Genomic DNA, 25569 nt, shown 5'->3' on the forward strand with positions numbered 1-25569 from the left:
CCGGAGGGACGTCACTCCGGCGGCGCCTGTTTCCCAGGGGGTGTCAGGGGGTCAGGGCGTCACGAGCAGCGGGTGCCGTTCAGCGTGAAGCCGGTCGGGTTGCCGTTCGAGCCGCTCCAGGTGCCCTGGAAGCCGAACGAGACGTTGCCGCCGGCCGGGATCGAGCCGTTGTAGGACAGGTTCTTCGCGGTCACCGACGACCCGTTCTGGCTGACGTCGGCGCTCCAGTAGCCGGTGATCTTCTGGCCGTTCGGGAAGGAGAAGCCGAGGGTCCAGCCGTTCACCGGGCTGGAGGAGGTGTTGGTGACGGTGACGTTGCCGGTGAAGCCGCCCTGCCACTCGCTCTTGCTGTAGCTCACCCGGCAGGCGCCGTTGCCGTTGCCGCCGGTCGGCGAGACGGCGGGGGACGGCGAGGGGTTCTGGACCACGCCGCCGATGCTGTAGGAGAAGTTGTTCACCGCGAGCCCGGCGCCGCCCACCCAGGGCTCGAATCCGGCCTGCACGCTGGTGAGATACCACGACCGCTGACCGTAGCCCCGGTTCACCATGTCGTCGAAGAAGGTCCGTACGGCGAAGCTGAGCGAGTTCGTCGGCGAGGTGCGGACGTAGGAGACGACGTTCCAGCCGGTGTTGCCGTACCAGACGTCCCAGGTCGCGCCGGCGAGGTTGACCGTGCCGACCTTCGAGCCCACGGGCTGGATCGAGCCGGTGTGGTTGAGCCACACCATGAGCTCGGCGCCGGTGTTCTGGCCGTCCTTGCGCGCCGTCGGGTCGAACCAGATGTCGTACGCCGCGTCGTAGACCCCCGAGCCCGGGTAGCTCATGCTGACGCTGGTCTGGACCGTGTTGAACTGGCTGTTGCTGACCGCGAGGGGCAGGCCGCTGCCGCTGGAGCAGTTGGCGTAGTGGCAGCCGGCGTACACCGCGGGGTACGACCCCGGAGCGCCGTTCTGCGGCTTGTTGTGGGAGGCCTGCGTGACGGAGAAGCCGTTATTGGTGACGTTGATGCACTGCTGAGTGTCATCGCCCCAGTTGTTGTTGATGACGACGTACTTGCCGCCCTGAATCGTGGTCGAGCCGTACTTCTCGCAGATCGTCGTGTCCGCGTGCGCCGCCTGACCGACGACGAGCGACGCGGCGACCGAGCCGAGCATGACGAGGCCCGCCGTGATCATTCGCATCTTCATGTCCCGGACCATAGACATCAGGGCAAGGCGTGCGACATGGGCTGATTTGATCGACAACGTGGACGAAACCCCGACCAGCGACAATGCCCTTACTGTAAGTGAAAGTTTCACTTACACGTTCTGTCCGGCTGCCGGACACCGGCGTGCGCCACCGTGCGGCGGGGGTATGCCCGCAGGAGGAGGTGGTGCCATGTCCGTCACGGTCCGCCGTGTGTACGAGGACCCCGCACCCGGGGACGGGACGCGGGTGCTGGTCGACCGGGTGTGGCCGCGCGGCCTCCGCAAGGAGGCCGCTCACCTGGACGAATGGGTCAAGGACGTGGCGCCGTCCAGTGCCCTGCGCAGCTGGTACGGCCACGTCCCCGAGAGGTTCGGCGAGTTCCGGAGCCGTTATCTCGAGGAACTGGACGATCCCGAGCGGCGCGCCGCGCTCGATGGGCTGCGCCGGCTCATGGAGAACGGCCCGCTGACCCTGCTCACCGCGACCAGGGACGTCGAGCACAGTCAGGCCGCCGTGCTCGCGCAGGTCCTGTCCGGGCCGCCCGCCTGACCTTCGGCCGGGGTCCGTGCGGCCACGCGGAGGCCGGTGTGGCGGGCGGCGCGAGCGCATGCGGTGGTCCCCCTGTCAGGAGTCGTGCGGCGGCACGGAAACTGCGACGTCCATTCACGGGACGGTCGCTTGTGTTAACGCTAACAATAGGTCCGGACCTGCGGTGAGAGTTACGTTAGGGTCGCTCGGATTTACCGTCAAGACTATGCGGCCGATTGTTTCGGGAGAATCGCAAAAGTTTCGGCCACCCGGTGTCGCGACACGTCGGCGACGCCGCCCTTGACAGGGCCGGCACCCCTCGTCGAACCGCTTCTGCGGTCGCCGGGCGGGACGGAGGCGGTGCCGCCGAGCGGGCCGATTCTCCGACGCGACCCTGGCAGTGGCCCTGGACAGCGGCCCTGGCAGCGGCCCTGGCAGCGGCCCTGCACCGAGGTTTCGTCACGGTGTCAGCGTCGTATCAAGCTTCTTGTGACCAGGTTCTTGACGAGTTTCAGAAGCGGGACGTAGGGTCCGGCGTTATCAGTCGCCACGTACTACGAAACTTTCTGGCCGCGGGTACTCCCGGAGTTTTCTGGCCGATATCCAGAAGGAGCGCAGTATGAATTCGCCGATTACCGCTCACCCTCCGGTTCGCAACCGGTGCTTCCGCCGCCCGAGCCATAATCGTGATCCACTGAAACCGTAATCGTGATCGCCGCCATGACGTGCCGCCGGCGCAGGCGGTCGACCCGCTCGGGGGGCGGCCGGGGGCGGCCGCTCAAGCTCGGTCACCGGCCACCCGGCGTCATGCGGCGGCCGCTGAGAAGTGTCCGGCGAATACCGCTCTCTTGAGCACGGCGCATCCGGATGGGGTGCGTCAATCCTCGGCGAGAAAGCCCGGCCGGGTCGCCGCCGGCGACACGATCCGCGGGTGACTTCCCGGCGTGGCGGAACACCGAGCACCTCGCCGGCTTCGGGAGACGTCGATCTCACCGAGTCACCGATCCGAACACCCCGCATGACGCTGCGCACCGGCAAGGACGCCCGGCAGGCGAACGCGTACGCCGTGGCGCACGCGTTCGCCTGGCCGGGTCACGAATGCCTGGCTGTGCGCGGCCGCGTCGGCCTCACATCGTGGGACTGAAGCCGACATCGTGGGACTGAAGCCGCGAGAACTCCCGGGTCCCCGCCTCCTTCCCCGGCGAGGGGCCTCGTCACCGCGCGACGAGAACGTCCGCGACAAGCCCGCCAAGCACGCGATCGCCGCCGCTCCGACTCCTGAACCCCTGACTCCTGAACCCCTGACTCCTGAACCCCTGACTTCTGCGCCCTGGAAGACCTCCCTCCGCTCCTGACCCCGAAAGGGACTTCCCATGTCACCTGTGTCGTTCCGCAGAGCCACGCCGGCCGTGCTCGCCGCGGCCATCGTTTTGACCGCCGCGGCCTGTGGAGGTGGCGGCGGCGCGTCTCAGCCGTCAGGGGACGGCAAGTCGTTCGAGTTCTGGTCGTTCGCCGGTATCAACCAGAAGAAGAGCGTCGAGGCCTACAAGAAGATCAACCCGAATGTGCAGGTGAAGCTCACCGAAGTGGGCTCCACGGCGGAGACCGCACAGGCGCTGACCACGGCACTCGCCGGTGGCAAGGTGCCCGACCTGGTGCTGATCCAGGGCGACGACCTGCCGAAGTTCCTCCAGCAGCCGCAGAACTTCCAGGACCTGCGGCAGTACGGCGCCGACAAGATGAAGGGCGACTACCTGGATTGGGTGATCAGCCAGTCCGTCGCCAGGAGCGGCGAGATCATCGGCATTCCCACCGACGTCGGCGGCATGGCGGTGGCCTACCGGACCGACCTGTTCAAGGCCGCCGGGTTGCCCACGGACCGCGAGGAGGTGAGCAAGCTCTGGCCGACCTGGGACGCCTTCATCGAGACCGGCAAGAAGTACACCGCCGCCACCGGGAAGGCGTTCATCGACAACGCCCCCACCAGTGTCTTCCTCCAGGCGGTCAACCAGGGTCCCGAGAAGTACTACGACCCGAACGGCAACGTCATCTACCGCACCAGCCCACAGGTCAGGACCGCGTTCGACCTGGGGCTCAAGGCGATCCAGGCCGGCATCAGCGCGAAGCAGAGCTCCTTCTCGGAAGGATGGAGCGCGGGCATGGGCAAGGGGGACTTCGCGGTCATCTCCGCGCCGTCGTGGCTGCTCGGCCAGATCCAGGACAACGCCCCCGGCACCAGGGGCAAGTGGGACATCGCCACGATCCCGGGCGGCGCCGGCAACTGGGGCGGTAGCTACCTGGCCATCCCCAAGCGCGCGGCCAATCCGAAGGCCGCCTGGGAATACATCTCGAAAATGCAGTCACCGCAGGGCCAGCTCGACCACTTCCTCGAGGCCGGTTCGCTGCCCACCACCCCGTCGGTCTACCAGGACCCGAAGCTTCTGAGCCAGAAGGACCCGTTCTTCTCCGACGCGCCGATCGGAAAGATCTACACCGAGTCGCTGCTCGGGCTCAAGCCGTACGTCATCGGGCCCGACGACCCGGCCATCGGCTCGGAGTTCCTGGCCGCGATCACCAACGTCGAACAGGGCAAGGGCGATCCGGCCAAGGCGTGGGACGCGGCGATGGCCAACATCAAGACCGCGATCGGCAAGTGACGTGACCACGACGCTCAGCCCGCGGCGGACGACGCCCGAGGCCGAGACCGAGGCGCGGGTGCGGCAGAGCCTGGCCGAGCGGCTGGCGCCATACGCCTACATCGCTCCGTTCTTCCTCATCTTCGGGATCTTCGGGCTCGTCCCGCTGCTGTTCACCTTCTACGTCGCGTTGTTCGACTGGAACCCGATCGGCGAGCACGTCTTCATCGGCCTCGACAACTTCAGCCGCCTGCTCGGCGACCCGCGGTTCTGGAACGCGGCCTGGAACACGATCAGCATGTGGCTGCTGTCCACCGTGCCGCAGCTCCTGGCGGCGCTGGTGCTGGCGCATCTCCTCAACCACGCCAGGCTGCGGCTGGCGACGTTGTGGCGGATGTCGATGCTGGTGCCGTACATCACCTCGGTCGCGGCCACCACCATCGTGTTCGCGCAGATGTTCGACCGCGACTATGGCCTGCTCAACTGGCTGCTCGGGCTCGTCGGCGTGGGGCCGATCAACTTCCAGCAGTCCGTGTGGGGCAGTCACATCATGATCGCGACGATGGTGACCTGGCGCTGGTTCGGCTACACCACGCTGCTCTACCTGGCCTCGCTGCAGGCCGTTCCACGGACGATCTACGAGGCCGCGGCGGTGGACGGCGCGGGTGCGTGGAAACAGTTCCGGCACATCTCGATCCCGTCGCTGCGCCCGGTCATCGTCTTCACCATCGTCACCTCCACGATCGGCGGTCTGCAGATCTTCACCGAGCCGATGCTGGCCTCCCACACCACTCCGCTCACCTGCGGCCCGATCCGCCAGTGCCAGACGCTCACGCTGTTCCTGTACGAACAGGGCTTCGGCCAGTTCCAGTTCGGCTACGGCGCCGCCATCGGCGTCGCGCTGTTCGTGCTGATCATCGTCATCGCGACGCTCAACTACCTCCTGTCCGCCCGCATCCGTCCGGAGCGATGAATGAAGAAGGCCGACAGGGTCCGCTGGTGGACCTATCTGATACTCGCGCTGGCGACGCTGGTGTGCGTGTTCCCGCTCTACTGGATGTTCGTCGTGGCCACGACGGACACGGCGACCGCCACCCAGTTGCCGCCGGAGATCGTGCCGGGGGGAAACTTCTTCCACCTGGCCGGGCTCGTGTTCTCAACCGTGCCGTTCGTCCGTTCGATCATCAACAGCCTCGTCGTGGCCGGCACCATCGGGGTCGGGCAGGCCGTGCTGTGCTCGCTGGCCGGGTTCGCCTTCGCCAAGCTGCGCTTCCCCGGCCGTAACGTGCTGTTTCTCGTCGTCGTGCTGACCATGACCGTGCCGACCCAGCTCGCCGTCATTCCCCAGTACATGATCATCTCTCAGCTGGGGTGGGTGGACACCCTCCAGGCGCTCATCGTGCCGGGGCTGGCCAGCGCGTTCGGCATCTTCTGGATGCGCCAGCACCTGGCCACCACGCTCAGCGACGAGATCCTCCAGGCCGCCCGCATCGACGGCGCCACGTCCTGGCAGATCTTCTGGCGGATCGCCTTCCCGCTGGTCCGGCCGGCCGCGTTCGTCCTGGGACTTCTGGGGTTCGTCTTCGCCTGGAACGACTTCCTGTGGCCCTTCATCGTGCTCAAGTCACCCGAGATGTACACCGCGCAGATCGCCATCAAGGCGCTGCAGAACAGCCGGAGCATCGATCTCGGCCTGGCCATGTCCGGTTCGTTCCTGGCCACCCTGCCGCTGCTGGTGCTGTTCGTGTTCGTGGGCAGGCGAATGGTCGTCGGGATCATGGACGGTGCGTTCAAGGGCTGACCCCTCGTCCAGGGCGCGGGCGGTGACCGGACGCGAGGTCGAGCCGGACCGTCGCCGGGAGGCGGCGCAGGCCGAGCGTGCTGCGCAGGTCCGGCACGGCCTCGTCGTGCAGCCGGGTGACCAGTGCCCCGAGGTCGGCCGGCTCCACGGCGGAGACGCCGAGATCGAGACGCGGGTCGTCGGAGGAGCCGCGCAGCACCGCGTGCGCCCTGCGCACCTCCGGATAGGCGCCGACCTGCGCGGCCAGGGCCTCGCTCGCGGGATGCGCGTCGACCTCGGTGACCCCGGACGTGCCCGACTCCAGGCGCAGCCGCCGCAGCCGGTCGACCCGCAGCAGCGCCAGCAGCCAGGCCAGCCCGATGAGCGCGAGCACGAAACCCACGGCGGCGATGACCGGCCAGAACCACGGCGCCGTCGCCGCGAAGTTCCTGGTCCCGGCGTCGATCACGGGCCGTCGCGCGGCGTCGCCGCCGAAGGCGCCGAGCGCCCGCGCGAGCGCGAGACCGCCCGCGGCCAGCGGCACCAGCCCGCACAGGGCGAGCCCGACGCGGTTGCCCTTGCCTGATCTTCTCCTCACAGCCTGCCTCCTCCACGCGCTGTCCGCGGACGTTCACCGGGGTCGGGGGGCGGAGACCACGAGTCAGGACGGGCCGTGGACACGCAGGTGCAGCGAGACGCGGTGGGCGGGGGCGAGCCGGGCGAGTTCGTCCTCGACGGCCGTCCGCACGCGCTCCCCGAGCGCCGTCGTGTCGCGCAGATCGGTCCGGACCGACACGTCCGCGTGCCAGCCGCGCATGCGCGCCCGGGCCGCGCGCACGCCGTCCACCTCGTTCGCCCGGGCTCGCAGCGCCCGCGCCAGCGTGCGCCGCGGCATGCCGACAGCGAGGTTGGGGTCCCCGGTGCGCAGCGCGACCATCCGCCCCCGGCCGGGGACCGCCGCGATCAGTATCAGCGCCAGGCCGATGAGGGCCAGCGCCGAGGCCACCGCGAGGGCCCGGGTGTCGTCCCAGGCCGTGGTCCTCGCCCAGCGGGCCCACTGGTCGTACGGCACGATCTTGACGGGGAGCCCCAGCAGTGCGGAGACCACGTGGACGGCGGTGAGGCCCCCGATCCCCAGCAGCGCCAGCGCGGCGACCGCGGCCGGCAGCCCACGGCTGGGCCGGAAGGCCCGGCCGGCTCCCCCGCCCGCGAACCCCCGCATCGGAACGAAGAGCGGAACCCTCTCAGACGGGCCTCGGCCTTCGGTCATCGCCCCTCCTCTGCCGGCGCCCTTGCTCGGGCACCAGCTCCACGACCTCGATGTCCACGTTCTCCACGGCGATGCCGGTGAGCTCCCGCAGCCGCCGCCGGATGTGATCGCGGAGCTTCGCGGCCAGCCGGGGCACCGGCGTCGGATAACGCACGGCCAGATCGCAGTGGACCGCCGCGACCGCGCCGGTGACCGACGCCGAGACGTGCGGCCGCCCGGTCACGTGCTCGTCCTCGCTCGCCAGCTTCTCGGCGATCCTCGCAAAGGCGCGATCCGAGACGGTCGTCGTCCCGCGCGCCTCCGGCACGCTCACTGGCGTCTCGGGTGCATCTGCGGCAGGTGTACGCCGCCTTCGAGCACCAGGCCGACGAGGAACCCCACGATGCCGAGGACCAGGACGATGATGAACGCGCTGAGGCCGCCGAAGGCCCCGACCACCCCCAGCACCGTGCCGAACAGCAGCCCCACGAGGCCCCAGAGCGGATAGCCTTCCATGATCATTCCTTCCTCTCGCCGACGTCTGTGACCACGTCGGCGATCGTCACGTCCACCCTGCGGCCGCGTGCGAGGCCGCCGATCGCGTCGCGAACCAGGTCGGCGACCTCCGGCAGCGGCCTGCCGTATCGCGCGACGATGTCGACCTCGATGGCCTGGTCCCGTACGGCGACGCCCGGGACCAGGCCACCGGGCAGGTGCGTCGCGACCACTCCGAACGGTCCCCGGGACAGGTCCGCGACGTCGGGGCACGACAGCACCCGGTCGGCGATCCGCCGGGCGGAGATCTCGCCTTCCTCCTCCGCCGCGGCGCGCCCGTCCCGTTCCGGCGGCGGGCCTTCCGGGGAGCCGCGCGCGGCGCCCTCGGACGCCGCGGCCCGCAGGCCGCCGCCTTCCACCCCCGTGCTCTCCGGAACGGTGCTCATTGGACCCGTGGCTCCAGGTCGGCGGACGCCTGCGACTCCTGCTGCCTCGGCAGGTATACATCGTCGACCGCGATGTTCACCTCGGTGACCTCCAGCCCGCACATGCGCTCCACCGCGCGGATCACGTGGCTGCGCACCGCCTGCGCGAGGTCGGGGATCGCGACGCCGTACTCGACGATGAGGTGGATGTCGACGGCGGCCTGCCGCTCGCCGACCTCGACCGACATGCCCCGCGTGACGCCGTCCTCCCCGCCCAGCGCCCCCCTGATCGCACCGAACGCGCGGGCCGTGCCGGTGCCGAAGTCGTGGACTCCGTCGATCTCACGAGCCGCCATACCGGCGATCTTTGCGACCACCTCGTCGGCGATCGTGGTGCGGCCCCGCTCCGTCACCAGGCCCGACACGCCCTGCGTCCCGTGGGACCGCCCGGCTGCCGGCTCGACGGTCGCGGTCGACGTTCTGGTCTCGGTCATATGACTCCCCCGCTTCGCCTGCGCGGTTCGTACCGCTTCCCGCCGATATACGCGCGTGATACCCAATTCGCGCACAGTAATCAGACCAGGTGGGGCGAGGTTGAGTCATCGGAACCCCTCGAACATCCCAAGACCGGCGAGCTCGTGGAGAGCCAGGGCGTACAGCCCTAACGCCGAGATCAAGCCGCACCAAAACTGTCCGGTATGTACGAGATCGAGTTTTTATGTGCAGGTCTAGGGCATTCATACCGTTCAGTCGGGTCGCAGTGCCGCGTGGCGAGCCGGGCGGACGTCCGGCCCGGCGCTTGGGGGGCGGGCCAGTAGGAGGCGCGATCATGAAAGACGGACTGAAGGTGGCTCTGGCGGTCATCGCGGGCTACTACCTCGGCCGGCATCAGAAGCTCCGTTTCGCGCTGATGCTGGCGCTGGCCATCCTCGCCTCCCGCCTGAAGGGAGAGGGAACGACGGGCGCCCTGCTCGAACAGGTCCCCAAGATCCTGGGCGGCGCCGCCCCCGACATCGGCAAGATCACCGAACGCGTGCGCGGCGACCTGCTCGACATCGGCAAGGCGGCGGCGATGCGCGCCACCAGCAAGCAGATCGACAACCTGAGCGACAAGCTGCACGAACGCGCCGAGGCGCTCCGGCAGCCCAAGGGACGGGGCCGGGCCGCGGAGGAGGAAGAGGAAGAGGAGGAGCGGCCGGAGGAGAGCCGCCGCCGAGCGCCCCGCCGCCGCCCGCCGCGGCGCGAGGCTGAGCGCGAAGAGGCCCCCGAAGAGGCCTACGAGGAGGAAGAGGAGGACGAGGGGCCGTACGAGGAGGAGGCGGAGGAACCCGAACCCGAGGAGCGGCGCCGGCCCCGGATCCGTCCCACCCGTCCCGTGATCCGGAGGAGGTGAGACCGATGACCGAACAGACACGGGAACGGGCCCAGGCGGAACGGGTGCAGGACACACGGGCGCCGGACGAGGGAGCACTGCCCACCCAGCGACTCGGGCAGGAGTTCCAGAACCTCGCCACCGCCGTGGCCGAACGGGCCCTGTCGCGGGTCGCCGACAAGATCGACGGCCTGGCCGGTCGTCTCACCGACTACGTGGAGCACGGCGGCTCAGGGCTGTTCAGCGCGCTCACCGGCAAAGAGGGGGGCGGGCGGAAGGCCCTCGGCGGGCTGCTCGGCGGCCTGACGCGCGGCCGGAACGCCCGGGACCTGCTCAAGTCGGCGGCCGACCGGCTCGGCGCGACGGGCGGAGGCGGCCTGCTCGGCGCTCTCACCAGCGCTCTCACCGAGAACGGCGGAGGTGGTCACCCCGTACGCGCCGCCCTGATGGCGTACGGCAAGGAAAAGATCAAGGGCCTGTTCGGCGGTGGCGGCGGGGGCAAGGGCCGCAAGGGCAAGAAGCTCAAGGTCACCAACATCGTCGAGTCGCTCGACATCGGCGCGCCGCTCCGCCTGGTCTACAACCAGTGGACGCAGTTCGAAGACTTCCCGACCTTCATGAAGAAGGTCGAGACGGTCGAGCAGAAGTCCGACGAGAAGCTCGGGTGGAAGGCGCAGGTCTTCTGGTCCCACCGCACGTGGGAGTCGACCATCATCGAGCAGGTTCCCGACAGCAGGATCGTCTGGCGGTCGCAGGGTCCGAAGGGTTTCCCCGACGGCGCGGTCACCTTCCACGAGATCACACCCGAGATGACCCGGGTGCTCCTCGTCGTCGAATACCACCCGCAGGGGCTCTTCGAGCGCATCGGCAACCTGTGGCGGGCTCAGGGCCGCCGGGTGCGGCTCGAGTTCAAGCACTTCAAGCGGCACGTCATGACCAACGCCCTGCTGCGTCCCGACGACATCGAGGGTTGGCGGGGCGAGATCCGCGACAGCCAGGTCGTCAAGGACCACGAGACGGCGCTGCGCGAGGAGCGCGAGCGCGAGGGCGGCGAGGAGGGCTACGAGGAGGAGCCCGAGGAGTTCGAAGAAGAGGGCCCGGAAGAAGAGGGCCCGGAAGAAGAGGGCCCGGAAGAAGAGGGCCCGGAAGAAGAGGGCCCGGAAGAAGAGGGCGCAGCGGAAGAAGGCGAAGAAGAGGAGCCGTACGAGGAAGAGGAGGAGCCCGAGCGGACGCGCAGGCCCGCCGCCTCGGGCGAAGGGCCGGGCGGCCGGGCCAGGGCGCAGGTGGCCCGAAGTCGCGAGGCCGAATCCGAGGGACGTGGCCGGCGGCGTGAGGCCGGGCCGGACGAAGGCGAACGGGGCGAACGAGAAGGGGACGAAGGCGGGCAGCCCGGCGAGCAGGCACGCAGGGGCGAGGAGAAGGGCGAGAAAAGGGGCGAGGCAGGCAAGCCTCCGCGCCGTCCCCTGATCCGGCGCCGCCGTCCGCCCCAATAGCCGTTCCGCAACGGCGGCCCCGACAGCCGTCCCGCAACGGCGGCGCGACCGCCCGACACGCCGCGAACGGCCGCCGGGCGCCACGAGTGATCGACAACACGACAGGAAACCGAGGAGGGGAAGCACATGACGGTAGCCGTTCCACCAGCGGGTGGCGGCGGATTGCCGGGCCGGTCGTCAGGATCCGGTCTGGCCGACGTCATTGACACGATTCTGGACAAGGGCCTCGTCATCGACGCCTACGTACGGGTCTCACTGGTCGGCATCGAGATTCTGACCATCGACGTGCGTGTCGTCGTCGCGAGTGTCGACACCTATCTGCGTTTCGCCGAGGCGGTGAACCGGCTGGACCTGGCGTCCCAGCAGCAGGGGTTGCCCGACCTGCTGTCGAGCGCGCCTCAGAGCATCGCCCGCGGCAAGTCCAAGGGCGTCGCCCAGGGCGTGATCGAGGCGGCCGGAGAGAAGCTGCAGGACCTGCTGGCGAGCTATGCGGAGGAGGAACCCGCCCCGCGTACCCGCCGTCGTCGAAGGGAGGAAGACTGAGATGTCGGGCACCGTAAGGCAGTCCGGGGCGGGCGACCGGGCCGAGGCCCCGCAGTGCGACACGGCGTGCTACGTCTACGGGATCCTCCCCGAGGATGTGGAGATCAGCGAGGACGCCGTCGGCGTGGGTGATCCCCCCAGCCGCGTCAGGATCGTCCGGCACGGGGAGATCGCCGCTCTGGTGAGCGACGTCGACGTGGACCGCCCGCTGGGCCGGGCACAGGACCTGGTGGCCCACGAGCAACTGCTCGACGAGGCGGCGGCCGAGGTTCCCGTGCTTCCCCTGCGGTTCGGCGCCGTGATGACCACGCCCGAGGCGGTCGTGGAGGAACTGCTGGCCCCTCACCACGACTCGTTCGCGGCCGCGCTGAAGCAGCTGGAGGGACGCTCCCAGTTCGTTCTCAAGGCGCGGTACGCCGAGCAGCCGGTGCTGGTCGAGGTGCTGTCGGAGAACGCCGAGGCCAGACAGCTGCGTGAGCGGATCAGGCAGTTGCCGGAGGAGGTCACCCGCAACGAACGGATCCGCCTCGGCGAGCTGATCACTCAGATCATCGGCGCGAAACGCGAGGCCGACACGCAGGCCGTCATCGATCGTTTCGAGCCCTTCACCGCCGGCACGGTCGTCCGGGACCCCAGTCACGAGCGCGACGCGGCGCACGTCGCGTTCCTCGTGGAGAACGACCGCCAGGCCGACTTCGAACGCGCCGTCGGTGAGCTGCGCTGCGAGTGGGGAGAGCGGGTCGAGGTCCGCCTGCTCGGGCCGATGGCGCCGTACGACTTCGTCACCACCTGACACATGAGGGGAGGCCGCCGTGGGGCTGATCAGCATGCTGTTCACCTGGCCGCTCGCCCCGATCCACGGTGTCATCCGGCTGGGCGAGCTGATTCAGAAGCAGGTCGAGCATGAACTGAGGGATCCGGCGGCGGTCCGGCGGCGGCTGGAGGCCATCGAGGAGGCCAGGCGCTCGGGCCAGATCTCCGAAGAGGAGGAGGCCCAGGCCGTGGAGGAGATCCTCAGGCTCATGAGCGGCCCGCAGAGGGGGTGATCGTCCCATGCCTCCCCGGCGGAGAGCCCGGTACGACGAGGACGCCGCGGCGTACGGGCGGCGGGCCTCCTCCGGCGTGCCCGCCGAGGAGGACGGGCCGTACGACGAGGGCGAGCGCGGGGCGGAGCCGCGCCGGCGCCGGGCCGCGCTGAACGCGGCGTCCGTCGGCCGGCTCGGCCTGCGCTACATCGCGGATCTGACCTCCAAGGACACCGAAGGGGTCACCTTGGTGGAACCGGTGGAGAACGGCTGGCTGGTGAACGTCGAGGTCGTCGAGGACCGCAGGGTCCCTTCCACCGGCGACATGCTGTCGCTCTACGAGTGCCAGGTGGACGACGAGGGGAACCTCATGTCCTACCGGCGCACGCGGACCTACCGGCGCGGCACGGGCGCCTACGGCGGTGGGACATGACCGATCCCCGCTCGCGTCCCGTTCTGCGCGAGTCGTACGCGCCGCCGGCCGTCATGGGCCGGGAGTCGACCAATCTGGGCGACATCCTGGAGCGTGTGCTCGACCGGGGTGTCGTGATCGCCGGCGACATCCGGGTGAACCTGCTGGAGATCGAGCTGCTGACCATCAAGCTGCGGCTGGTCATCGCCTCGGTCGACACCGCGCGGGAGATCGGCATCGACTGGTGGGAGCGTGACCCGTGGCTCAGCGGCAAGGACCGCGAACTGGTCGAGGAGAACCGCCGGCTCCGCGAGCGCCTGAACGCGGTCGAGGAGCGCCTGCTCGCCTGGGAGGAACGGACGGAGCTCGAACCGGGCGAGTACGCGGACGACCGCGACCGGCAGGGGGAACGGCAGGGCGAACGGCGGACCGGCCGCGCGGACGAGCGTGCCGATGAGCGCACGTACGAGCGGCAGGGCGAGCGGCAGGGCGAGCGGCAGGGCGAGCGGCGGGGCGACCGCCAGGCCGAGGCCCGCGCCCGGCGGCTCGGCGGGCCCGGCAGAACGGAGCCCGGCCGTGAATGAGAGCCACCACGCCGTGGGCGAGAACCACCCAGCCGTGGGCGAAAACCGCCCCGCCACGAGCGAGAACCACCCCGCCGTGGGCGAGAACCACCCCGCCAGGGAGGAGAACCACCCCGCCGTGGGTGGTCCCGGCCAGGGGGTTTACCTGTACGCGGTGACGTCCGGCGGGAAGCCGCCTCGCGACCTGCGCGGCGTGCTGGACGGCGCGGTGCGTCCCGTGCCGCACGGCGGGCTCGTGGCCCACGTCAGCGACGTGCCCCTCGACCGGTTCGGAGAGGAACCGCTGCGCCGCTCGCTGGAGGACCTCGACTGGGTGGAGGGAGTCGCCCGCGCCCACCACCGGGTCGTCGAGGCGCTGGCGGCGGCCGGGCCGACCGCCCCCGTGCGCCTCGTGACCGTCTACACCGGCGTCGAGCAGGTCCGTGACCTGCTCGACCGGCGGCATGACGACTTCGCCGAGATCCTGTCGCATGTCGCGGGGCGGCGGGAGTGGGGCGTCAAGGCGTACCTGCGCCGGGGCACGCCACCCCCCTCTCCGGCGCCCTCCTCTCCGGCGGCTCCCTCGTCGGCCTCCCGGGCCGGTGGCGGCAGCCCGGGCATGGCGTACCTGCGCCGGAAGAAGGAGAACCTGCGCGGCAGGGAGGATCTGTGGCGCGCGGCGGCCGAGCTGGCCGAGCGCCTGCACGCCGAGCTGGGCCAGGTCGCCGTGGCGAGCTACCGCCACCGCCCGCAGGACCCCCAGCTGTCCGGGCGGAGCGAGACGATGGTGCTCAACGGCGCATACCTGGTGGATCCGGCCCGCGAGGAGGACTTCGCGGCCGTCATCGGCGGTTTTCGCGACCGGTTCCTGGACGTGGAGCTCACCGGCCCGTGGGCGCCCTACTCCTTCACCTCGATCGACCTCGGGGCGAGCCGGGCCGGGGGCGTGCGATGACGCCGGGAACACCGGCGTACCTGCCGGAGCGACCGCGGGGGGCGGCCCTCGCCGCCGAGGGCCGCCTGCCGCCCGAGCGGGTGGCGCTCGTCGATCTGCTCGACCGGCTGCTCGCGGGCGGTGTGGTGATCACCGGCGACATCGTGCTGTCGATCGCCGACATCGACCTCGTCCGCATCTCCCTGCGGGCGCTGCTCGGCTCCGTACGCGGCACCGAGCCGTTCGACCCGCTCGGCGAGCCGTCGCGTTCGGGAGGCGGGCCGTACGCGGAAGGCGGGCGGGCGACGGACGATCCCGGTGGCGGCAGGAGGGAGAGGGAGGATGACCGGTGGTGAGGCCAGGAGCTCTCCACGGGACACCGCGGCGGGCCCCTGGCGGCTGGGCGTGGAGACCGATGCGGGCGGCCCGAACCAATGGGAGCAGGGCCAGTGGAGGCAGGACCGGTGGGAGCAGGACCCGCGGGAACCGAACGCGGAAACCGGGAGGGGCTCCCCTTGGCGGCTGAACACCGACCCGGAGGCGGTGCGGCGTGACCTCAGCCGTCTCGTGCTGACGCTCGTCGAGCTGGTGCGTCAACTCGTGGAACGGCAGGCCATCCGGCGGATGGACCAGGGCGACCTGTCCGACGAGCAGGTCGAGACGCTCGGCCTGACGTTGATGCGCCTGGAGGAGGCCATGACCGAGTTGTGCGAGCGGTTCGACGTGTCGCCGTCCGAGCTCAACCTCGACCTGGGGCCCCTCGGCACGCTGCTGCCCACCGACGGGCCGTGAGCGCGGCGTGTGCGCCCAGGTCGCAGGGGCAGACGGAGGAGATCGATCGGGGCCGGGAGGAGAGGTCATGGGTGTCGTCGGCCGGGACGAGGTCCGGGCGCTGCTGGAGTCGCCGTCGCCGGACGCGACGTTGGTGCTGGTGGGTGGGCGGTGCGAGGTCGTGCCGGAGGAACGGGCCGAGGGCCTGGTGATCGCCAGCCGGCGTGACCTGCGGAGCCTGGTGGGAGACGGCCCGGTGGACGAGCGGCGGCTCGGCGAGCTCGCGGACCGGTTCGACACCGTCGCCCGCGACCTGGGGGCCTGACCGGTCGACCGGCGACCCCGCGGCACTGGGGGGAGCGTATGGGGAAGTTCGATGCGTCCGCGTACGGACGGACGATCGCGGACATCTACGACGAGATGGTGGGGCATCTGCCCACCGGTCCGGCGGTCGAGCGCGTCTCGCGACTGGCCGAGGGAGGGCCCGTCCTGGAGTTCGGGATCGGCACCGGCAGGCTGGCGCTCCCTCTGGCCGCCCGCGGCGTGACCGTCGCGGGTGTCGACGGGTCGCCCGACATGGTGGCGGTCCTGCGGGACAAGCCCGGCGGAGACCTCATCCCGGTGACCGTGGGCGACTTCTCGGAGGTGCGGGTCGAGGGGCGGTTCGCGCTCGTCCTGCTGGCCTTCAACACCGTCTTCGCGCTGCCCTCGCAGGACGCCCAGGTGCGGTGCTTCCGCAACGCGGCGGCCCATCTGCGGCCCGGAGGGCGTTTCGTGGTCGAGGCGTGGGTGCCCGACCCCGCGGCCTTCCGCGACCGGACGTCGCTGCGGCTGCTGTCGCTCGGCGAGGACGAGGTCGTCGTCGAGGCCGCCCGGCTCAGCCCGGCCGAGCAGTTCATGCACACGACGAAACTGCGGATGACCGCGGACGGCCTGCGGTTGCTGCCGGCCGACCACCGCTACGCCTGGCCGTGCGAGCTGGATCTGATGGCCCGCCTCGCCGGGATGGAGCGGGAGCACCGCTGGGCCGACTGGTCCGGCGCTCCGTTCACCGACGACAGCCGGGCCCACGTGTCCGTCTACCGCCTGCTGGAGAGCTGATGCAGTTGCCCGCGCCCCGAGGCCCGCTCACCGACCGGCTCTTCGCGGAGCTGGCCCGGCCGCCTCACGCTTTCGGCCCGCCGCCCGCCGATCCACGGGACGACGAGGAGGACGCCCAGCTCGCGCTGTTCGTCTGTTACGAGCTGCACTATCAGGGCTTCGACGGCGTCGACGACCGCTGGGAGTGGAACCCGTCGGTGCTGGCCCTCCGGGAGCGCCTGGAGGGGTGGTTCGAGCGGTGGCTGGCCCGGCGCGTGCCCCGCCCGCCCGCTCCGCCGCCGCGGCAGGTGCCCCGCGCCCTGGCGGCGCTGGTGGCGTCCGAGGACGGCCCCTCCCTGTCGGCGTACCTGCGTGGCAGAGCCGACGTGGAGCAGTTTCGCGAGTTCGTCATCCACCGGTCGATCTACCAGCTGAAGGAGGCAGACCCCCACACGTGGGGCATCCCGCGCCTGCTCGGCCGGCCGAAGGCCGCGCTGGTGGAGATCCAGTCCGACGAGTACGGCGGGGGCAGGCCCGAGCGCATGCACGCCGAGCTGTTCCGCGCGACCATGCGGGGCTTCGGCCTCGACGACTCCTACGGCGCCTACCTTGGCGTCGTCCCCGGTGTGACGCTGGCGATCAGCACCGTGATGTCGATGTTCGGACTGCACCGCCGCCGCCGGGGCGCGCTCCTCGGGCACCTCGCGGCATTCGAGATGACCTCGTCGCTCCCCAACCGCCGCTACAGCCAAGGGCTGCGGCGGCTGGGCGGCGACGCCGGCACGCGCCGCTACTACGACGAGCACGTGCAGGCCGACGCCGTGCACGAGCAGATCGCCGCGCACGACCTGTGCGGCGCGTTCGCCGCGGAACATCCCGGTCTGGCCGGCGACGTCCTGTACGGCGCCGCCTGCGCGCTGACCCTCGACCGGCTCTTCGCGGAGCACCTGCTGGGCCGCTGGCGGGAGGGGCGCACCTCCCTGTGGGAGTCGCGGTGGCGGGCGGACGCCGAGGTGACGGCCCGATGACCACGCTCGGCCGGCACGCAGCGGAAGCCGATCGACCGGCATCGCCGCCCGGCGGGGACGCGCCGGAGATCGGCTACGTGCTGCCGCTGCGCTGGCACGACGACGCCGGGCTGGCGGAGCTGACCGGCTATCTGCGCGCCCTGGCCCGGCACGCCCGGATCGTGGTGGTCGACGGCTCACCGCCGCCGCTGTTCGAACGGCACGCCCGCCTGTGGTGCGGCATCGCCGAACACGTGCGGCCCGACGACGACCTGACGGTCGCGAACGGCAAGGTGGCCGGTGTGCTCACCGGCATGCGCCGCGCCCGGAGCGAGCACGTGGTCATCGCCGACGACGACGTGCGCTACGACGCGGCCGCGCTCGCCCGGGTCGGCGCCCTGCTGGAGCACGCCGACCTCGTCCGGCCGCAGAACCACTTCCACCCGCTCCCCTGGCACGCCCGCTGGGACAGCGCCCGCAGCCTGCTCAACCGCGGCCTCGGCGCCGACTACCCGGGGACCTTCGGCGTACGCCGCTCCACGTTCGAGAAGATGGGCGGCTACGACGGCGACGTGCTGTTCGAGAACCTGGAACTCATCCGCACGGTCCGCGCCCACGGCGGCCGTGAGGTCCGCCCGCTCGACCTGTACGTGCGGCGCCTGCCGCCCGGCACCCGCCGGTTCTGGTCGCAGCGGGTCCGGCAGGCGTACGACGACCTGGCCCAGCCCGCGCGGATGGCGGTCTTCCTCGCCGTACTGCCCTGCGTGGGCGCGGCCGTCTGGCGGCGCCGGCCGGGCTTGGTCGCGGCGGGCGCGGCGGCGGCGGTCGGCCTGGCGGAGATCGGACGCCGCCGCGCCGGGGGCCGCCGGATCTTCCCCGCCACCGCCGCCCTGTTCGCCCCGATCTGGGTTCTCGAACGCGCCACCTGCAGCTGGGCGGCCCTCTTCGCCAGGCTCGTGCTCGGCGGCATACCGTACGCGGGGCGGCGCCTGCGGGTGGCCGCGCACTCGACCCGCCGCCTCCGCCGCCGGGCACTCTCCCCGGCAGCCCGGACCGGCGTGCTCGCCTGGCAACGCGGTGTCCGCTGAGCGAGTCGGTCACCGCCAGAAAGCGTGAGCGGCGCCGGTCACCGCGGTGAACCTCAGCCGGGACGGCCACTGCCATAAAGCTCGGGCGGAGTCGGCACTGCCACACACCTTGGCCGAGCCACCACCGCCACAACCTTGGCCAAGCCACCACCGCCACAAACCTTGGCCAAGCCATCACCGCCACAAACCTTGGCCGAGCCACCACCGCCACAAACCTTGGCCGAGCCGGTCACTGCGCCGGAAGGAACCTCCGGTCCTCGCGAAGCCCGCTCCGCTGGGCCTCCGCTCCGGTCCTCGCTCCCTTCCGCTCCGCTCCCTCAGACTTCCGTGAACAGATCATTCGTCAGCCCGGCGGGTCGGGTTCGCTGGGGGCCCGGAAGCCGACCGCCTTGTGGGAGCCGTCGCAGAACGGCTTGGTCGAGGACCGGCCGCAGCGGCACAGCGCCACCGTGGCCCTGCCCGGGTCGATACGCCGCCCGTCCTGCGTCAACAGCGTGAACGGCCCGCGCACCAGCAGCGGGCCGTCCTCGCAGGGCGTCACCGTGACCGCCGTCACCGCGGCCGGGTCCTCCGCCGAGTGCTCCATTGGTGCAGCCTGCCCGGCACGGTGACGGCGTAACACGTGGTCAGCGACGCGTGATCAGTCCCATCTCGCGCAGTGAGCGGAGGGGCTGAAGGCCCAGCAGCCGGTACGGCCGGCATCTGCCGGTTCGTCCGCCGCGAACGCGTACGCCGCGAACGGCGCCCTGAACGCGCCCGGGACGCCCGACGGGCTGGGCAGGGCCGTTTTCGCGGTCGGCGGGGCGAAGGCCCATCGCGGCGTCGCCGTGCCTCCTGACGGTTCACCGCCCGCGAGCGCGGACGGCTGCCCGGACGTACGGCTCCGCCAGGGCGCAAGGCTCCAGCAGCCGGCCGCGTCGTCGTTCCCGCACCGATGCTGTGTATGGGCGGCCAGCGGCGGCAGCGGCACGTATCCCGGGATCACGATCGGCGTCGTCGGCGGCTGTCCGGCCGTGGGAGGCGGCGCCGCCGCGGACCGGCTGCCGAGCGACGGCGCAGAGGACACCCACAGCGGGCTGCCCGGAGACGTCGGCACGGCCGTGGGAAGCGTGGGATCCGTGGACGCCACGGGCGGAGGAACCACCCATGGCGGCGTCGCCGCGCCGGACGCCTCCGGGACGACGGGCGGCGTCGCCGTTGGCGGACTGACCGGCGGCGGACTGACCGGCGGCGGACTGACCGGGGGTGAAGCCACGGCGGTCGGTGGTACTGCGGGCGGCGTCGCAGGAGGCGGAGAGGCGGCGGGAAGCGCGGTCGAGGTGACGGTCGCGCTCGGCTTCGGCTCCGGAGGCTGCTGCGTCGGCTTGTCCGTCGGCGTGCCCGTGGGCTTGTCCGTCGGCTTCGGCTGCGTGGTTGGTTTGTCCGCCGGCGTGCCCGTGGGCTTGTCCGTCGGCTTCGGCTGCGTGGTTGGCTTGTCCGTCGGCTTGGCTGTGGCCGTGGAGCCCGGGCCGGGCGAGAGGCTCACCGAGATGGTCGTGCTCGGGGTGGCCTTCGGTGTCGCCGTGGCGGTCGGCCCACTGCTCGGCCCGCTGCTCGGCGTGGGCGCGGCCCCGCCGCTCGTCCCGGGTGCGGGGGTCGTGGGTGCGGCGGTCTGGACCGTCGCCCCCGGCGTCGCCGTCGCGGTGGGGCCGCTGCTCGCGGTCGGCACCGGTGCCCCCTGACCGCCCTGGCCGGGGGATGCGGCGGGGGATGCGGTGACGCCACCGCCGGCCGTCGGCTCCGGTGTCGACGGGGCGCTCGGCCCGCCGTTCGGCTCCGGCTTGTCCTGCACGCCCGGCGCGGACAGCGCCCTGGTGTTTGCGCCGCCGCTCGCGGTCGGGAGGGGCCCCTGTGGAGCTGACGACGAGGACACGGGCGGCGGCGCCGTACCGCCGGGTGTGGACGGCGACGGAGCGGCCGGAGGAGGGGGCGGGGCGGAGTCGGTGACGCGGCGGTGCTCGCTCGTGTGATTGGAGGTGCCGGCCTGCCGCTCACCGCCGAGGTGGCGTGCGGCGCCGACCTGCCGCTCACCGCTGGTGCGGCCGGACCCGTGGCGGCTGTGATCACGGGCATCGCGAACGGTCCGGTCGCCGATGACGCCGCTGCGGCCCTCGCGACCCCGATCACGCGACTCGTGGGCCGTCCGGTCCCGGGTGGAAGCGTCCGCCGAGCCGGCACCCGTGGTGGCGTCGGACGACCTCGGGGACGAGTCCGCCGTCTCCCGCGACCTCGCGGACGGGCCATCAGGGCTGCCGGCGGAGTCCCGTGCCCTCCGGGACGAACCGCCGGAGGAACCGGAGCCGGCCCTTTCCGCCGCCTGTCCGCGGGGTGCGGTGTCATCCGGCGCGTTCGCGGAGTCGCTGTCACCCGCGCTATCGGGTGCGTTCGCGGAGTCGTCCCGCGCACTGTCACCCGCGCCATCGGATGCGTTCGCGGTGCTGTCCGGCTCGTTCGCGGTGTCATCGGAGGCTTCGTCGTCCGTCGAACCGGACGAACCACCCGCGTCACCGGACGAGTCCCGCGCCGCGTCCGACACACGGTCGGAACCACGCGGGAGGTGACGGATCGCACCGGGCGGGCGGCCGGGTGACTCATGTGCCGTACGGGACGAACCGCCTGAGAAACCGGAGCCGGCCCTTTCCGCCGCCTGTCTGCGGGGTGCCGTGTCATCCGGCGCGTCCACGGAATCGTCCTGCGCGCCGTCATCCACGCCGTCCGAGCCGCCGTACGAGGACCGTGATTCCGTGTCCGGCGCCGAATCATCCGACGAGGCGTCCACGGGGTCGTTGGAGGTGGAGGCGGCCACGGGGGCGGCGCCTTCTACCGGTGGGGGGGCGTCCCAGCCGGGCTCGGCCACGGCGGCCCAGGGCTGTCCGGCCACGGCGCCGCCGGTGGCGGATACCGCGGCCAGGAGCAGGCCGGAGACCAGAGTGGTGCGCCGGGAGGACTTTCGGGGGGTCATTGGAGGGCTCTTCCTCGATCTAGGGAGTGGGCCGGGGACCAATGAGGGACTTCCAGCCCGCCGCGGCGAACTCGGGCGTCCCTGGGAGAGCGGCTGCGGGCACGGACGGGGGCGTCGGGTCGGGGATGTTCACCCAGTCGCCCTTGTCCGCACCGCGCATGTCGGGTTTCCACGCCATCAGCAGGCTCATGGCGTAGGGGCTGGAGTAGACGGGGCCGGTGGCACCGGCGCCCGTGGTCGCGGTCACCTGGACCAGGACGGAGACCTGCACCTGGTCGTCGGAGCGGACCTTCCACTGGACGCCGATCGTCTGCGTCCGCAGGGCCGCCCCGGCGGGGAGGTCGCCTTCGGCGGGAAGGCCGAGGGTCTCCCGCCAGCCGCGTACGGCGTCGCGGGCGCCCTCGCGCGCGGCCCCACGCTGGTCCGGCGGGGCGTACAGCGCGGCCGCCTGTTCCGCCTGGCCGACGTCGAGCGTCCAGGCGGCCTCCAGTGCGGCGGCCGCCGCGGACGCCGCCCCGATCTCGGTGTGGGGGAACCCCACGGGATAGCCTCCGTCACCCTCGTGACCGGTGGGCACCGCCAGCGCGACGGACGGCGCGGCGACGCGCACCGGTGTGGGAGGCGGCGCCTCCGCCCGCCGCGTCTGCAGCACGATCACCGCGACGGCGATGACGGTGACGATCCCCGCGATCGCGACGACCAGGTGCCGGGGATCCCATCGCCGCGGCGGCCCCAGGTCCCAGTCGAGCGCTGGATCGGGAATGACGGAAGGTCCCACTACTTGCTCCGGTCCGGTCGCTGCCCGAACGCCTGCCCGGCGGCCGCGGCCAGGCGCAGGTACGCGCCGCGGGTGGTGGGCCGCAGCCGGGCCAGGTCGACCTCCGCGCCCTCCTTCAGATGCGGGTCGAACGGGACCCGGACCACGGTGCGACAGCGTCCGGCGAAGTGACGTTCGAGCAGGTTGACGTCGACGTGCGACTTCGGCTCGACCGCGTTCAGCACGACGATGGCGTTCTTGACGAGGTGGCCGTGGCCGTGGGCGGTGAGCCAGTCGAGGGTGGCGGCGGCCGAGCTCGCACCGTCGACCGCGACCATGGTGACCAGCACGATCTGGTCGGCGAGCTCCAGTGTGGCGCCCATGGCGCCGTGCAGGAGCCCGGTGCCGCAGTCGGTAATACAGATCGAGTAGTAACGCTCGATCAGGTTGGCGACCGTACGGTAGTCCTCGGCGTTGAACGCCTCGCTGACGGCCGGGTCGGTGTCGGAGGCGAGCACCTCCAGCCGCGCGGACGACTGTGAGGTGAACGCGCGGGCGTCGGCGTAGCGCACGATGTGCGGCGCCTCGGCCAGCAGGGTCCGGATGGTCGCCGCGGTCTCCGACTTGACCTTGATGCCGAGCGTGCCCCGGTCGGGGTTGGCGTCGATGGCGATCACCCGGTCGCCGCGCATCGAGGCCAGCGTGTTGCCCAGCGCCGCCGTCGTCGTGGTCTTCCCCACCCCGCCCTTGAGACTCATGACCGCGATCCGGTGATGACCGCTGGCGACGGGCGTCTGGGCCTGGGCGATCAGCGTCCGGCGTTCCAGCTCCGCCGCCGACTCCGACGGGTTGATCCGGCCGCCGGAAAGCTGGTAGACGAGCCGCCGCCAGCCGCCGGTGGGCTCCACGCGGCGGTTGATCAGCAGATGTTCGGCCGTGAGAGGCACGCTCTCCGGGAACTGCTCGGCGGGAGTAGGCACCGAAGTATGGATCTCGGTCATTGTCGGGTCCTTTCCCCGAGGACGGGAGGAAACGGGGGTTATCAGCAGCTGCTCCATCGCACGGTGGCGGTGCCGTCGCCCTTCGGGCCGTGCAGTTCGAGCGGCGCCGTCACGGGTGAGGGGACCCCGCACCAGTAGCGGACGCGCAACGCGCGCACGGTGAGCACGTCGGTGTGCCCGGGCTTGAGCGTTCCGCTGGACGGCTCGACCACCAGGCCGGGAGCCGATATCCGCCATTTCACGGGTTTTCCTGATGTCGTCGAAAGAGAGAGGGTGCCTCTTCCGAACGCGTCGAGTGTGATGACGGACGGCGCCTGCACGCCCCAGGCCCCCATCAGGAAGGCCCCGGGGGATGCGGAGACGTCCGGAGTGACGCCCTGTCCATTCGTCTGTGCGGCGCCTCCGGCAGCGGCGGTCGCGGTCACCGTGACCTGCGGCGCGCCCGAGGCCCTGCCCGTCGCGGCCCCGCCCGCCGCGGCATCACCCGCCGCCGCACCGCCCGTCGCGCCGGCCGCCGAGGGGTTGTCGGCCGTGCGCGCGGGATCGGCGGACGCCTGCGCGACGCCCGCCTCGAGCGACCCCTTCTGCGACTGGGGAGAGGGGGCGAAGAGGTTGATTCCCATCACGGTTCCGGCCGCCCCCGCGACGACCACGATGACGATTCGCAACGCGGTCGCTCGCAGCAGCGAGCCGACCCGCGCAAGGATCTCCACGATCCTGATCTGCGTACCGGCGAGCGGCCTGTGGGGAAGGTCCGCCTCGCCGGGCGCGTCGGCGACGTTGGCGACGTCGGCGGCCGGGACCGCCTCGGCGGCGTGCGCCAGGGCCTCCCTGGCCCTGATCTGCGAGAGCAGCGCGTTGTAGAGAGGCGTGTCCTGCCCGGGCGGCAGACTCGGCGCGGTCGCCTCGGGTGCAGCGTGCGCGGACGGCCCCGGCGACGGGGCGGGCCGTCGCGTGCCGCGCGACCTGGACGTCCCGGACGGCCACGGCAGGCTCGGCTGCGTGTCCTCCTGGGAGATGGCCCGCGCCGGAGGCTCCGGCCGCTCGGGCCCGCCACCGGCCGACACGCCAGAAGACGTGTTTTTCTTGTCCGCTCTGTCCTGCCGCGACGGCGTGCCGGACTCCGCACGGGGCGCGGGCAGCGACAGGCCGGAGTCGGGTGGCACCAGCGGCGGCACGGGCGGCGGCACGGGCGGCGTCCTCGGCGCCGGGGGAACCGTACGGGGCGAAGGGACGGACGGCTGCGGGGATCCCTGGGCCGGAACGGCCGGGTGGCCGCGGGACTCCCGCGGCACAGCAGGAGGCGGCGCGGGGGCCGCCGGCGCGGACGCGGTGTTCACGGGAGCGGCGAGGGGCATGCCGAACGACGAGGGAGGCCGATGCGCCGTCCGCTCCGCGCTGGCGGGCCTGGTCCTGTTCAGGGCGGCCCTGTTCACAGCGTCCAGGAGTCGCTGCCTGGTCTCGTCCGCGAGGTCGGCGACCGGGGGGCGGGAGAGGATCTGCGGAACGGTGTATCGGATGTTGATGGGCCGCTTGCACACCACGCAGGTCACGATGTGCCGGAGCAGGGCCGTACGGGCGGCGCCGAAGTCGGCCGCGTCACCGTGCCCGTCCGGGAAGACGGCGGCGGCCAGCGGACCGAGCTCCGGGCAGATCGGCCGGCCCCGGGCGAGACCGTCCAGGCCGCTCACGAGGATCTCCACCACGTCCTGGGTGCGCGCGATGAGCCTGCCGGCCTCCTTGAGCGGCAGGGCGAGCACGTACACGAGATCCCGCAGCGGGAGTTCGTGGCGGTAGAGCAGGCGCAGCGTCTCCGCGCCCAGGGGGTCCGCAAGGTTCCACGCCCGCCGCACCGCCCCCTGGTCGGGTCCTCCGGGACCGGACGCGGGCAGGAAGCCCCGTCCCGGGCCGGTGGCGCACTCACGGCGCAGCGCGGACAGCAGCCAGGCCCGGTCCGAGACGTTCTCGGGGCGTTCGCGGGCGGCGCACGACTCCAGCGCGGCGATCACCGCCGTGAGCATGGGGGCGGATTCGAGGTGACAGGCGGCGTAGTCGACGAGGTGGGCGCCGTGCTCGTCCACCCATGCCATCCCCTGACCGGGGTCGAGCGTCATATCCCCGGCGGGCGGGTTCATGCGCACCGGATCAGGGTGAGGACGGCGACAACGTCATGTTCGGCCAGAGCATCACTGCGACTTGGGTGTCGCACTTGCCTAACTGG

31 protein-coding genes are annotated in these 25569 nt (G+C 71.7%); 20 read left to right on the forward strand and 11 right to left on the reverse strand.

Annotated elements, in window-relative coordinates:
• Positions 1-59: 59 nt before the first annotated feature.
• A complete protein-coding gene (locus ACQPZZ_RS37910) occupies positions 60-1187 on the reverse strand; it encodes a GH12 family glycosyl hydrolase domain-containing protein (protein WP_432927085.1) in 1128 nt (375 codons plus the stop codon).
• 190 nt (positions 1188-1377) lie between these two features.
• On the opposite strand from ACQPZZ_RS37910, the gene ACQPZZ_RS37915 reads away from it, so the two are divergent.
• The 5 genes from ACQPZZ_RS37915 (at position 1378) to ACQPZZ_RS37935 (ending at position 6153) form a co-directional block, all read left to right on the forward strand.
• Positions 1378-1737, forward strand: coding sequence for a DUF488 domain-containing protein (locus ACQPZZ_RS37915; protein ID WP_363642291.1), 360 nt, complete (start codon positions 1378-1380; stop codon positions 1735-1737).
• Positions 1738-2734: 997 nt separating this feature from the next.
• On the forward strand, positions 2735-2860 hold the full coding sequence (locus tag ACQPZZ_RS37920) for a hypothetical protein (RefSeq protein WP_432927087.1): 126 nt from the start codon (positions 2735-2737) through the stop codon (positions 2858-2860).
• A gap of 229 nt (positions 2861-3089) precedes the next feature.
• A complete protein-coding gene (locus ACQPZZ_RS37925; protein ID WP_432927089.1) occupies positions 3090-4373 on the forward strand; it encodes an ABC transporter substrate-binding protein in 1284 nt (427 codons plus the stop codon).
• A 1-nt stretch (position 4374) separates the two neighbouring features.
• Complete coding sequence (locus ACQPZZ_RS37930) at positions 4375-5325, forward strand: carbohydrate ABC transporter permease (protein ID WP_432927091.1); 951 nt, start codon at positions 4375-4377, stop codon at positions 5323-5325.
• Positions 5326-6153, forward strand: a complete 828-nt coding sequence (locus ACQPZZ_RS37935) for a carbohydrate ABC transporter permease (protein WP_432927094.1) — start codon at positions 5326-5328, stop codon at positions 6151-6153.
• Here ACQPZZ_RS37935 and ACQPZZ_RS37940 read toward each other — a convergent pair.
• From ACQPZZ_RS37940 to ACQPZZ_RS37965, 6 genes are all read right to left on the reverse strand, one after another.
• A complete protein-coding gene (locus ACQPZZ_RS37940; protein WP_432927096.1) occupies positions 6143-6730 on the reverse strand; it encodes an alkaline shock response membrane anchor protein AmaP in 588 nt (195 codons plus the stop codon). The genes ACQPZZ_RS37935 and ACQPZZ_RS37940 overlap by 11 nt on opposite strands.
• A gap of 63 nt (positions 6731-6793) precedes the next feature.
• Positions 6794-7402, reverse strand: coding sequence for a DUF6286 domain-containing protein (locus ACQPZZ_RS37945; protein WP_432927098.1), 609 nt, complete (start codon positions 7400-7402; stop codon positions 6794-6796).
• Complete coding sequence (locus ACQPZZ_RS37950; protein WP_432927100.1) at positions 7377-7715, reverse strand: Asp23/Gls24 family envelope stress response protein; 339 nt, start codon at positions 7713-7715, stop codon at positions 7377-7379. The genes ACQPZZ_RS37945 and ACQPZZ_RS37950 overlap by 26 nt, the downstream gene beginning before the upstream one ends.
• Complete coding sequence (locus ACQPZZ_RS37955) at positions 7712-7897, reverse strand: hypothetical protein (RefSeq protein WP_183543489.1); 186 nt, start codon at positions 7895-7897, stop codon at positions 7712-7714. The genes ACQPZZ_RS37950 and ACQPZZ_RS37955 overlap by 4 nt, the downstream gene beginning before the upstream one ends.
• A 2-nt stretch (positions 7898-7899) precedes the next feature.
• Positions 7900-8322: a hypothetical protein gene (locus tag ACQPZZ_RS37960; protein WP_432927102.1), complete on the reverse strand. Its 423-nt coding sequence runs from the start codon at positions 8320-8322 to the stop codon at positions 7900-7902.
• Entirely contained in the window at positions 8319-8795 is a 477-nt protein-coding gene (locus ACQPZZ_RS37965; protein WP_363642275.1) for an Asp23/Gls24 family envelope stress response protein, read from the reverse strand. The genes ACQPZZ_RS37960 and ACQPZZ_RS37965 overlap by 4 nt, the downstream gene beginning before the upstream one ends.
• Before the next feature lie 335 nt (positions 8796-9130).
• Here ACQPZZ_RS37965 and ACQPZZ_RS37970 point away from each other — a divergent pair, with 335 nt between their 5' ends.
• From ACQPZZ_RS37970 to ACQPZZ_RS38035, 14 genes are all read left to right on the forward strand, one after another.
• Positions 9131-9694 carry a hypothetical protein gene (locus tag ACQPZZ_RS37970; protein ID WP_432927104.1) on the forward strand — a complete coding sequence of 188 codons (564 nt, stop codon included), beginning with the start codon at positions 9131-9133 and terminating at the stop codon, positions 9692-9694.
• A 5-nt stretch (positions 9695-9699) separates the two neighbouring features.
• Positions 9700-11166 carry an SRPBCC family protein gene (locus tag ACQPZZ_RS37975; protein WP_432927106.1) on the forward strand — a complete coding sequence of 489 codons (1467 nt, stop codon included), beginning with the start codon at positions 9700-9702 and terminating at the stop codon, positions 11164-11166.
• Positions 11167-11292: 126 nt separating this feature from the next.
• Complete coding sequence (gene gvpJ / locus ACQPZZ_RS37980) at positions 11293-11709, forward strand: gas vesicle protein GvpJ (protein ID WP_432927108.1); 417 nt, start codon at positions 11293-11295, stop codon at positions 11707-11709.
• A gap of 1 nt (position 11710) precedes the next feature.
• The gene (locus ACQPZZ_RS37985; RefSeq protein WP_432927110.1) at positions 11711-12502 is read left to right on the forward strand and encodes a GvpL/GvpF family gas vesicle protein; all 792 of its coding nucleotides are present in this window, start codon (positions 11711-11713) and stop codon (positions 12500-12502) included.
• Between the two features lie 19 nt (positions 12503-12521).
• Positions 12522-12755 carry a gas vesicle protein GvpG gene (locus ACQPZZ_RS37990; RefSeq protein ID WP_363642265.1) on the forward strand — a complete coding sequence of 78 codons (234 nt, stop codon included), beginning with the start codon at positions 12522-12524 and terminating at the stop codon, positions 12753-12755.
• 7 nt (positions 12756-12762) lie between these two features.
• Positions 12763-13167 carry a gas vesicle protein GvpO gene (gene gvpO / locus ACQPZZ_RS37995; RefSeq protein WP_432927113.1) on the forward strand — a complete coding sequence of 135 codons (405 nt, stop codon included), beginning with the start codon at positions 12763-12765 and terminating at the stop codon, positions 13165-13167.
• Positions 13164-13730 (forward strand): gas vesicle protein GvpJ, encoded by a 567-nt coding sequence (gene gvpJ, locus ACQPZZ_RS38000; protein ID WP_432927115.1) that lies wholly within the window; start codon positions 13164-13166, stop codon positions 13728-13730. Before gvpO ends, gvpJ (ACQPZZ_RS38000) begins: the two co-directional genes overlap by 4 nt.
• Positions 13723-14664, forward strand: coding sequence for a GvpL/GvpF family gas vesicle protein (locus ACQPZZ_RS38005; RefSeq protein WP_432927117.1), 942 nt, complete (start codon positions 13723-13725; stop codon positions 14662-14664). The genes gvpJ (ACQPZZ_RS38000) and ACQPZZ_RS38005 overlap by 8 nt, the downstream gene beginning before the upstream one ends.
• Entirely contained in the window at positions 14661-14999 is a 339-nt protein-coding gene (locus tag ACQPZZ_RS38010; protein ID WP_432927119.1) for a gas vesicle protein, read from the forward strand. The genes ACQPZZ_RS38005 and ACQPZZ_RS38010 overlap by 4 nt, the downstream gene beginning before the upstream one ends.
• On the forward strand, positions 14986-15435 hold the full coding sequence (locus ACQPZZ_RS38015) for a gas vesicle protein K (protein ID WP_432927121.1): 450 nt from the start codon (positions 14986-14988) through the stop codon (positions 15433-15435). The genes ACQPZZ_RS38010 and ACQPZZ_RS38015 overlap by 14 nt, the downstream gene beginning before the upstream one ends.
• 67 nt (positions 15436-15502) lie before the next feature.
• On the forward strand, positions 15503-15739 hold the full coding sequence (locus ACQPZZ_RS38020) for a hypothetical protein (protein WP_432927123.1): 237 nt from the start codon (positions 15503-15505) through the stop codon (positions 15737-15739).
• 38 nt (positions 15740-15777) lie between these two features.
• Positions 15778-16515 carry a class I SAM-dependent DNA methyltransferase gene (locus ACQPZZ_RS38025; RefSeq protein ID WP_432927125.1) on the forward strand — a complete coding sequence of 246 codons (738 nt, stop codon included), beginning with the start codon at positions 15778-15780 and terminating at the stop codon, positions 16513-16515.
• Positions 16515-17522 (forward strand): iron-containing redox enzyme family protein, encoded by a 1008-nt coding sequence (locus ACQPZZ_RS38030; RefSeq protein ID WP_432927127.1) that lies wholly within the window; start codon positions 16515-16517, stop codon positions 17520-17522. The genes ACQPZZ_RS38025 and ACQPZZ_RS38030 overlap by 1 nt, the downstream gene beginning before the upstream one ends.
• Positions 17519-18589, forward strand: a complete 1071-nt coding sequence (locus ACQPZZ_RS38035; RefSeq protein WP_432927129.1) for a glycosyltransferase — start codon at positions 17519-17521, stop codon at positions 18587-18589. Before ACQPZZ_RS38030 ends, ACQPZZ_RS38035 begins: the two co-directional genes overlap by 4 nt.
• Before the next feature lie 343 nt (positions 18590-18932).
• Here ACQPZZ_RS38035 and ACQPZZ_RS38040 read toward each other — a convergent pair whose 3' ends face one another.
• Positions 18933-19175: a CDGSH iron-sulfur domain-containing protein gene (locus ACQPZZ_RS38040; protein ID WP_432927131.1), complete on the reverse strand. Its 243-nt coding sequence runs from the start codon at positions 19173-19175 to the stop codon at positions 18933-18935.
• Positions 19176-19416: 241 nt separating this feature from the next.
• On the opposite strand from ACQPZZ_RS38040, the gene ACQPZZ_RS38045 reads away from it, so the two are divergent.
• On the forward strand, positions 19417-20310 hold the full coding sequence (locus ACQPZZ_RS38045; RefSeq protein WP_432927133.1) for a hypothetical protein: 894 nt from the start codon (positions 19417-19419) through the stop codon (positions 20308-20310).
• A 1299-nt stretch (positions 20311-21609) separates the two neighbouring features.
• Here the strand turns inward: ACQPZZ_RS38045 and ACQPZZ_RS38050 are convergent.
• Genes ACQPZZ_RS38050 through ACQPZZ_RS38060 form a run of 3 tightly spaced genes read right to left on the reverse strand, consistent with a single transcriptional unit; the run spans position 21610 to position 25489 of the window.
• Positions 21610-22368, reverse strand: coding sequence for a hypothetical protein (locus ACQPZZ_RS38050; protein WP_363642243.1), 759 nt, complete (start codon positions 22366-22368; stop codon positions 21610-21612).
• The gene (locus ACQPZZ_RS38055) at positions 22368-23348 is read right to left on the reverse strand and encodes a MinD/ParA family ATP-binding protein (protein WP_363642241.1); all 981 of its coding nucleotides are present in this window, start codon (positions 23346-23348) and stop codon (positions 22368-22370) included. Before ACQPZZ_RS38055 ends, ACQPZZ_RS38050 begins: the two co-directional genes overlap by 1 nt.
• A gap of 41 nt (positions 23349-23389) precedes the next feature.
• Positions 23390-25489, reverse strand: a complete 2100-nt coding sequence (locus ACQPZZ_RS38060) for a hypothetical protein (RefSeq protein WP_432927136.1) — start codon at positions 25487-25489, stop codon at positions 23390-23392.
• Between the last annotated feature and the right edge of the window lie 80 nt (positions 25490-25569).

Source organism: Microbispora sp. CA-135349, from assembly GCF_050947365.1.
Lineage (GTDB): Bacteria > Actinomycetota > Actinomycetes > Streptosporangiales > Streptosporangiaceae > Microbispora.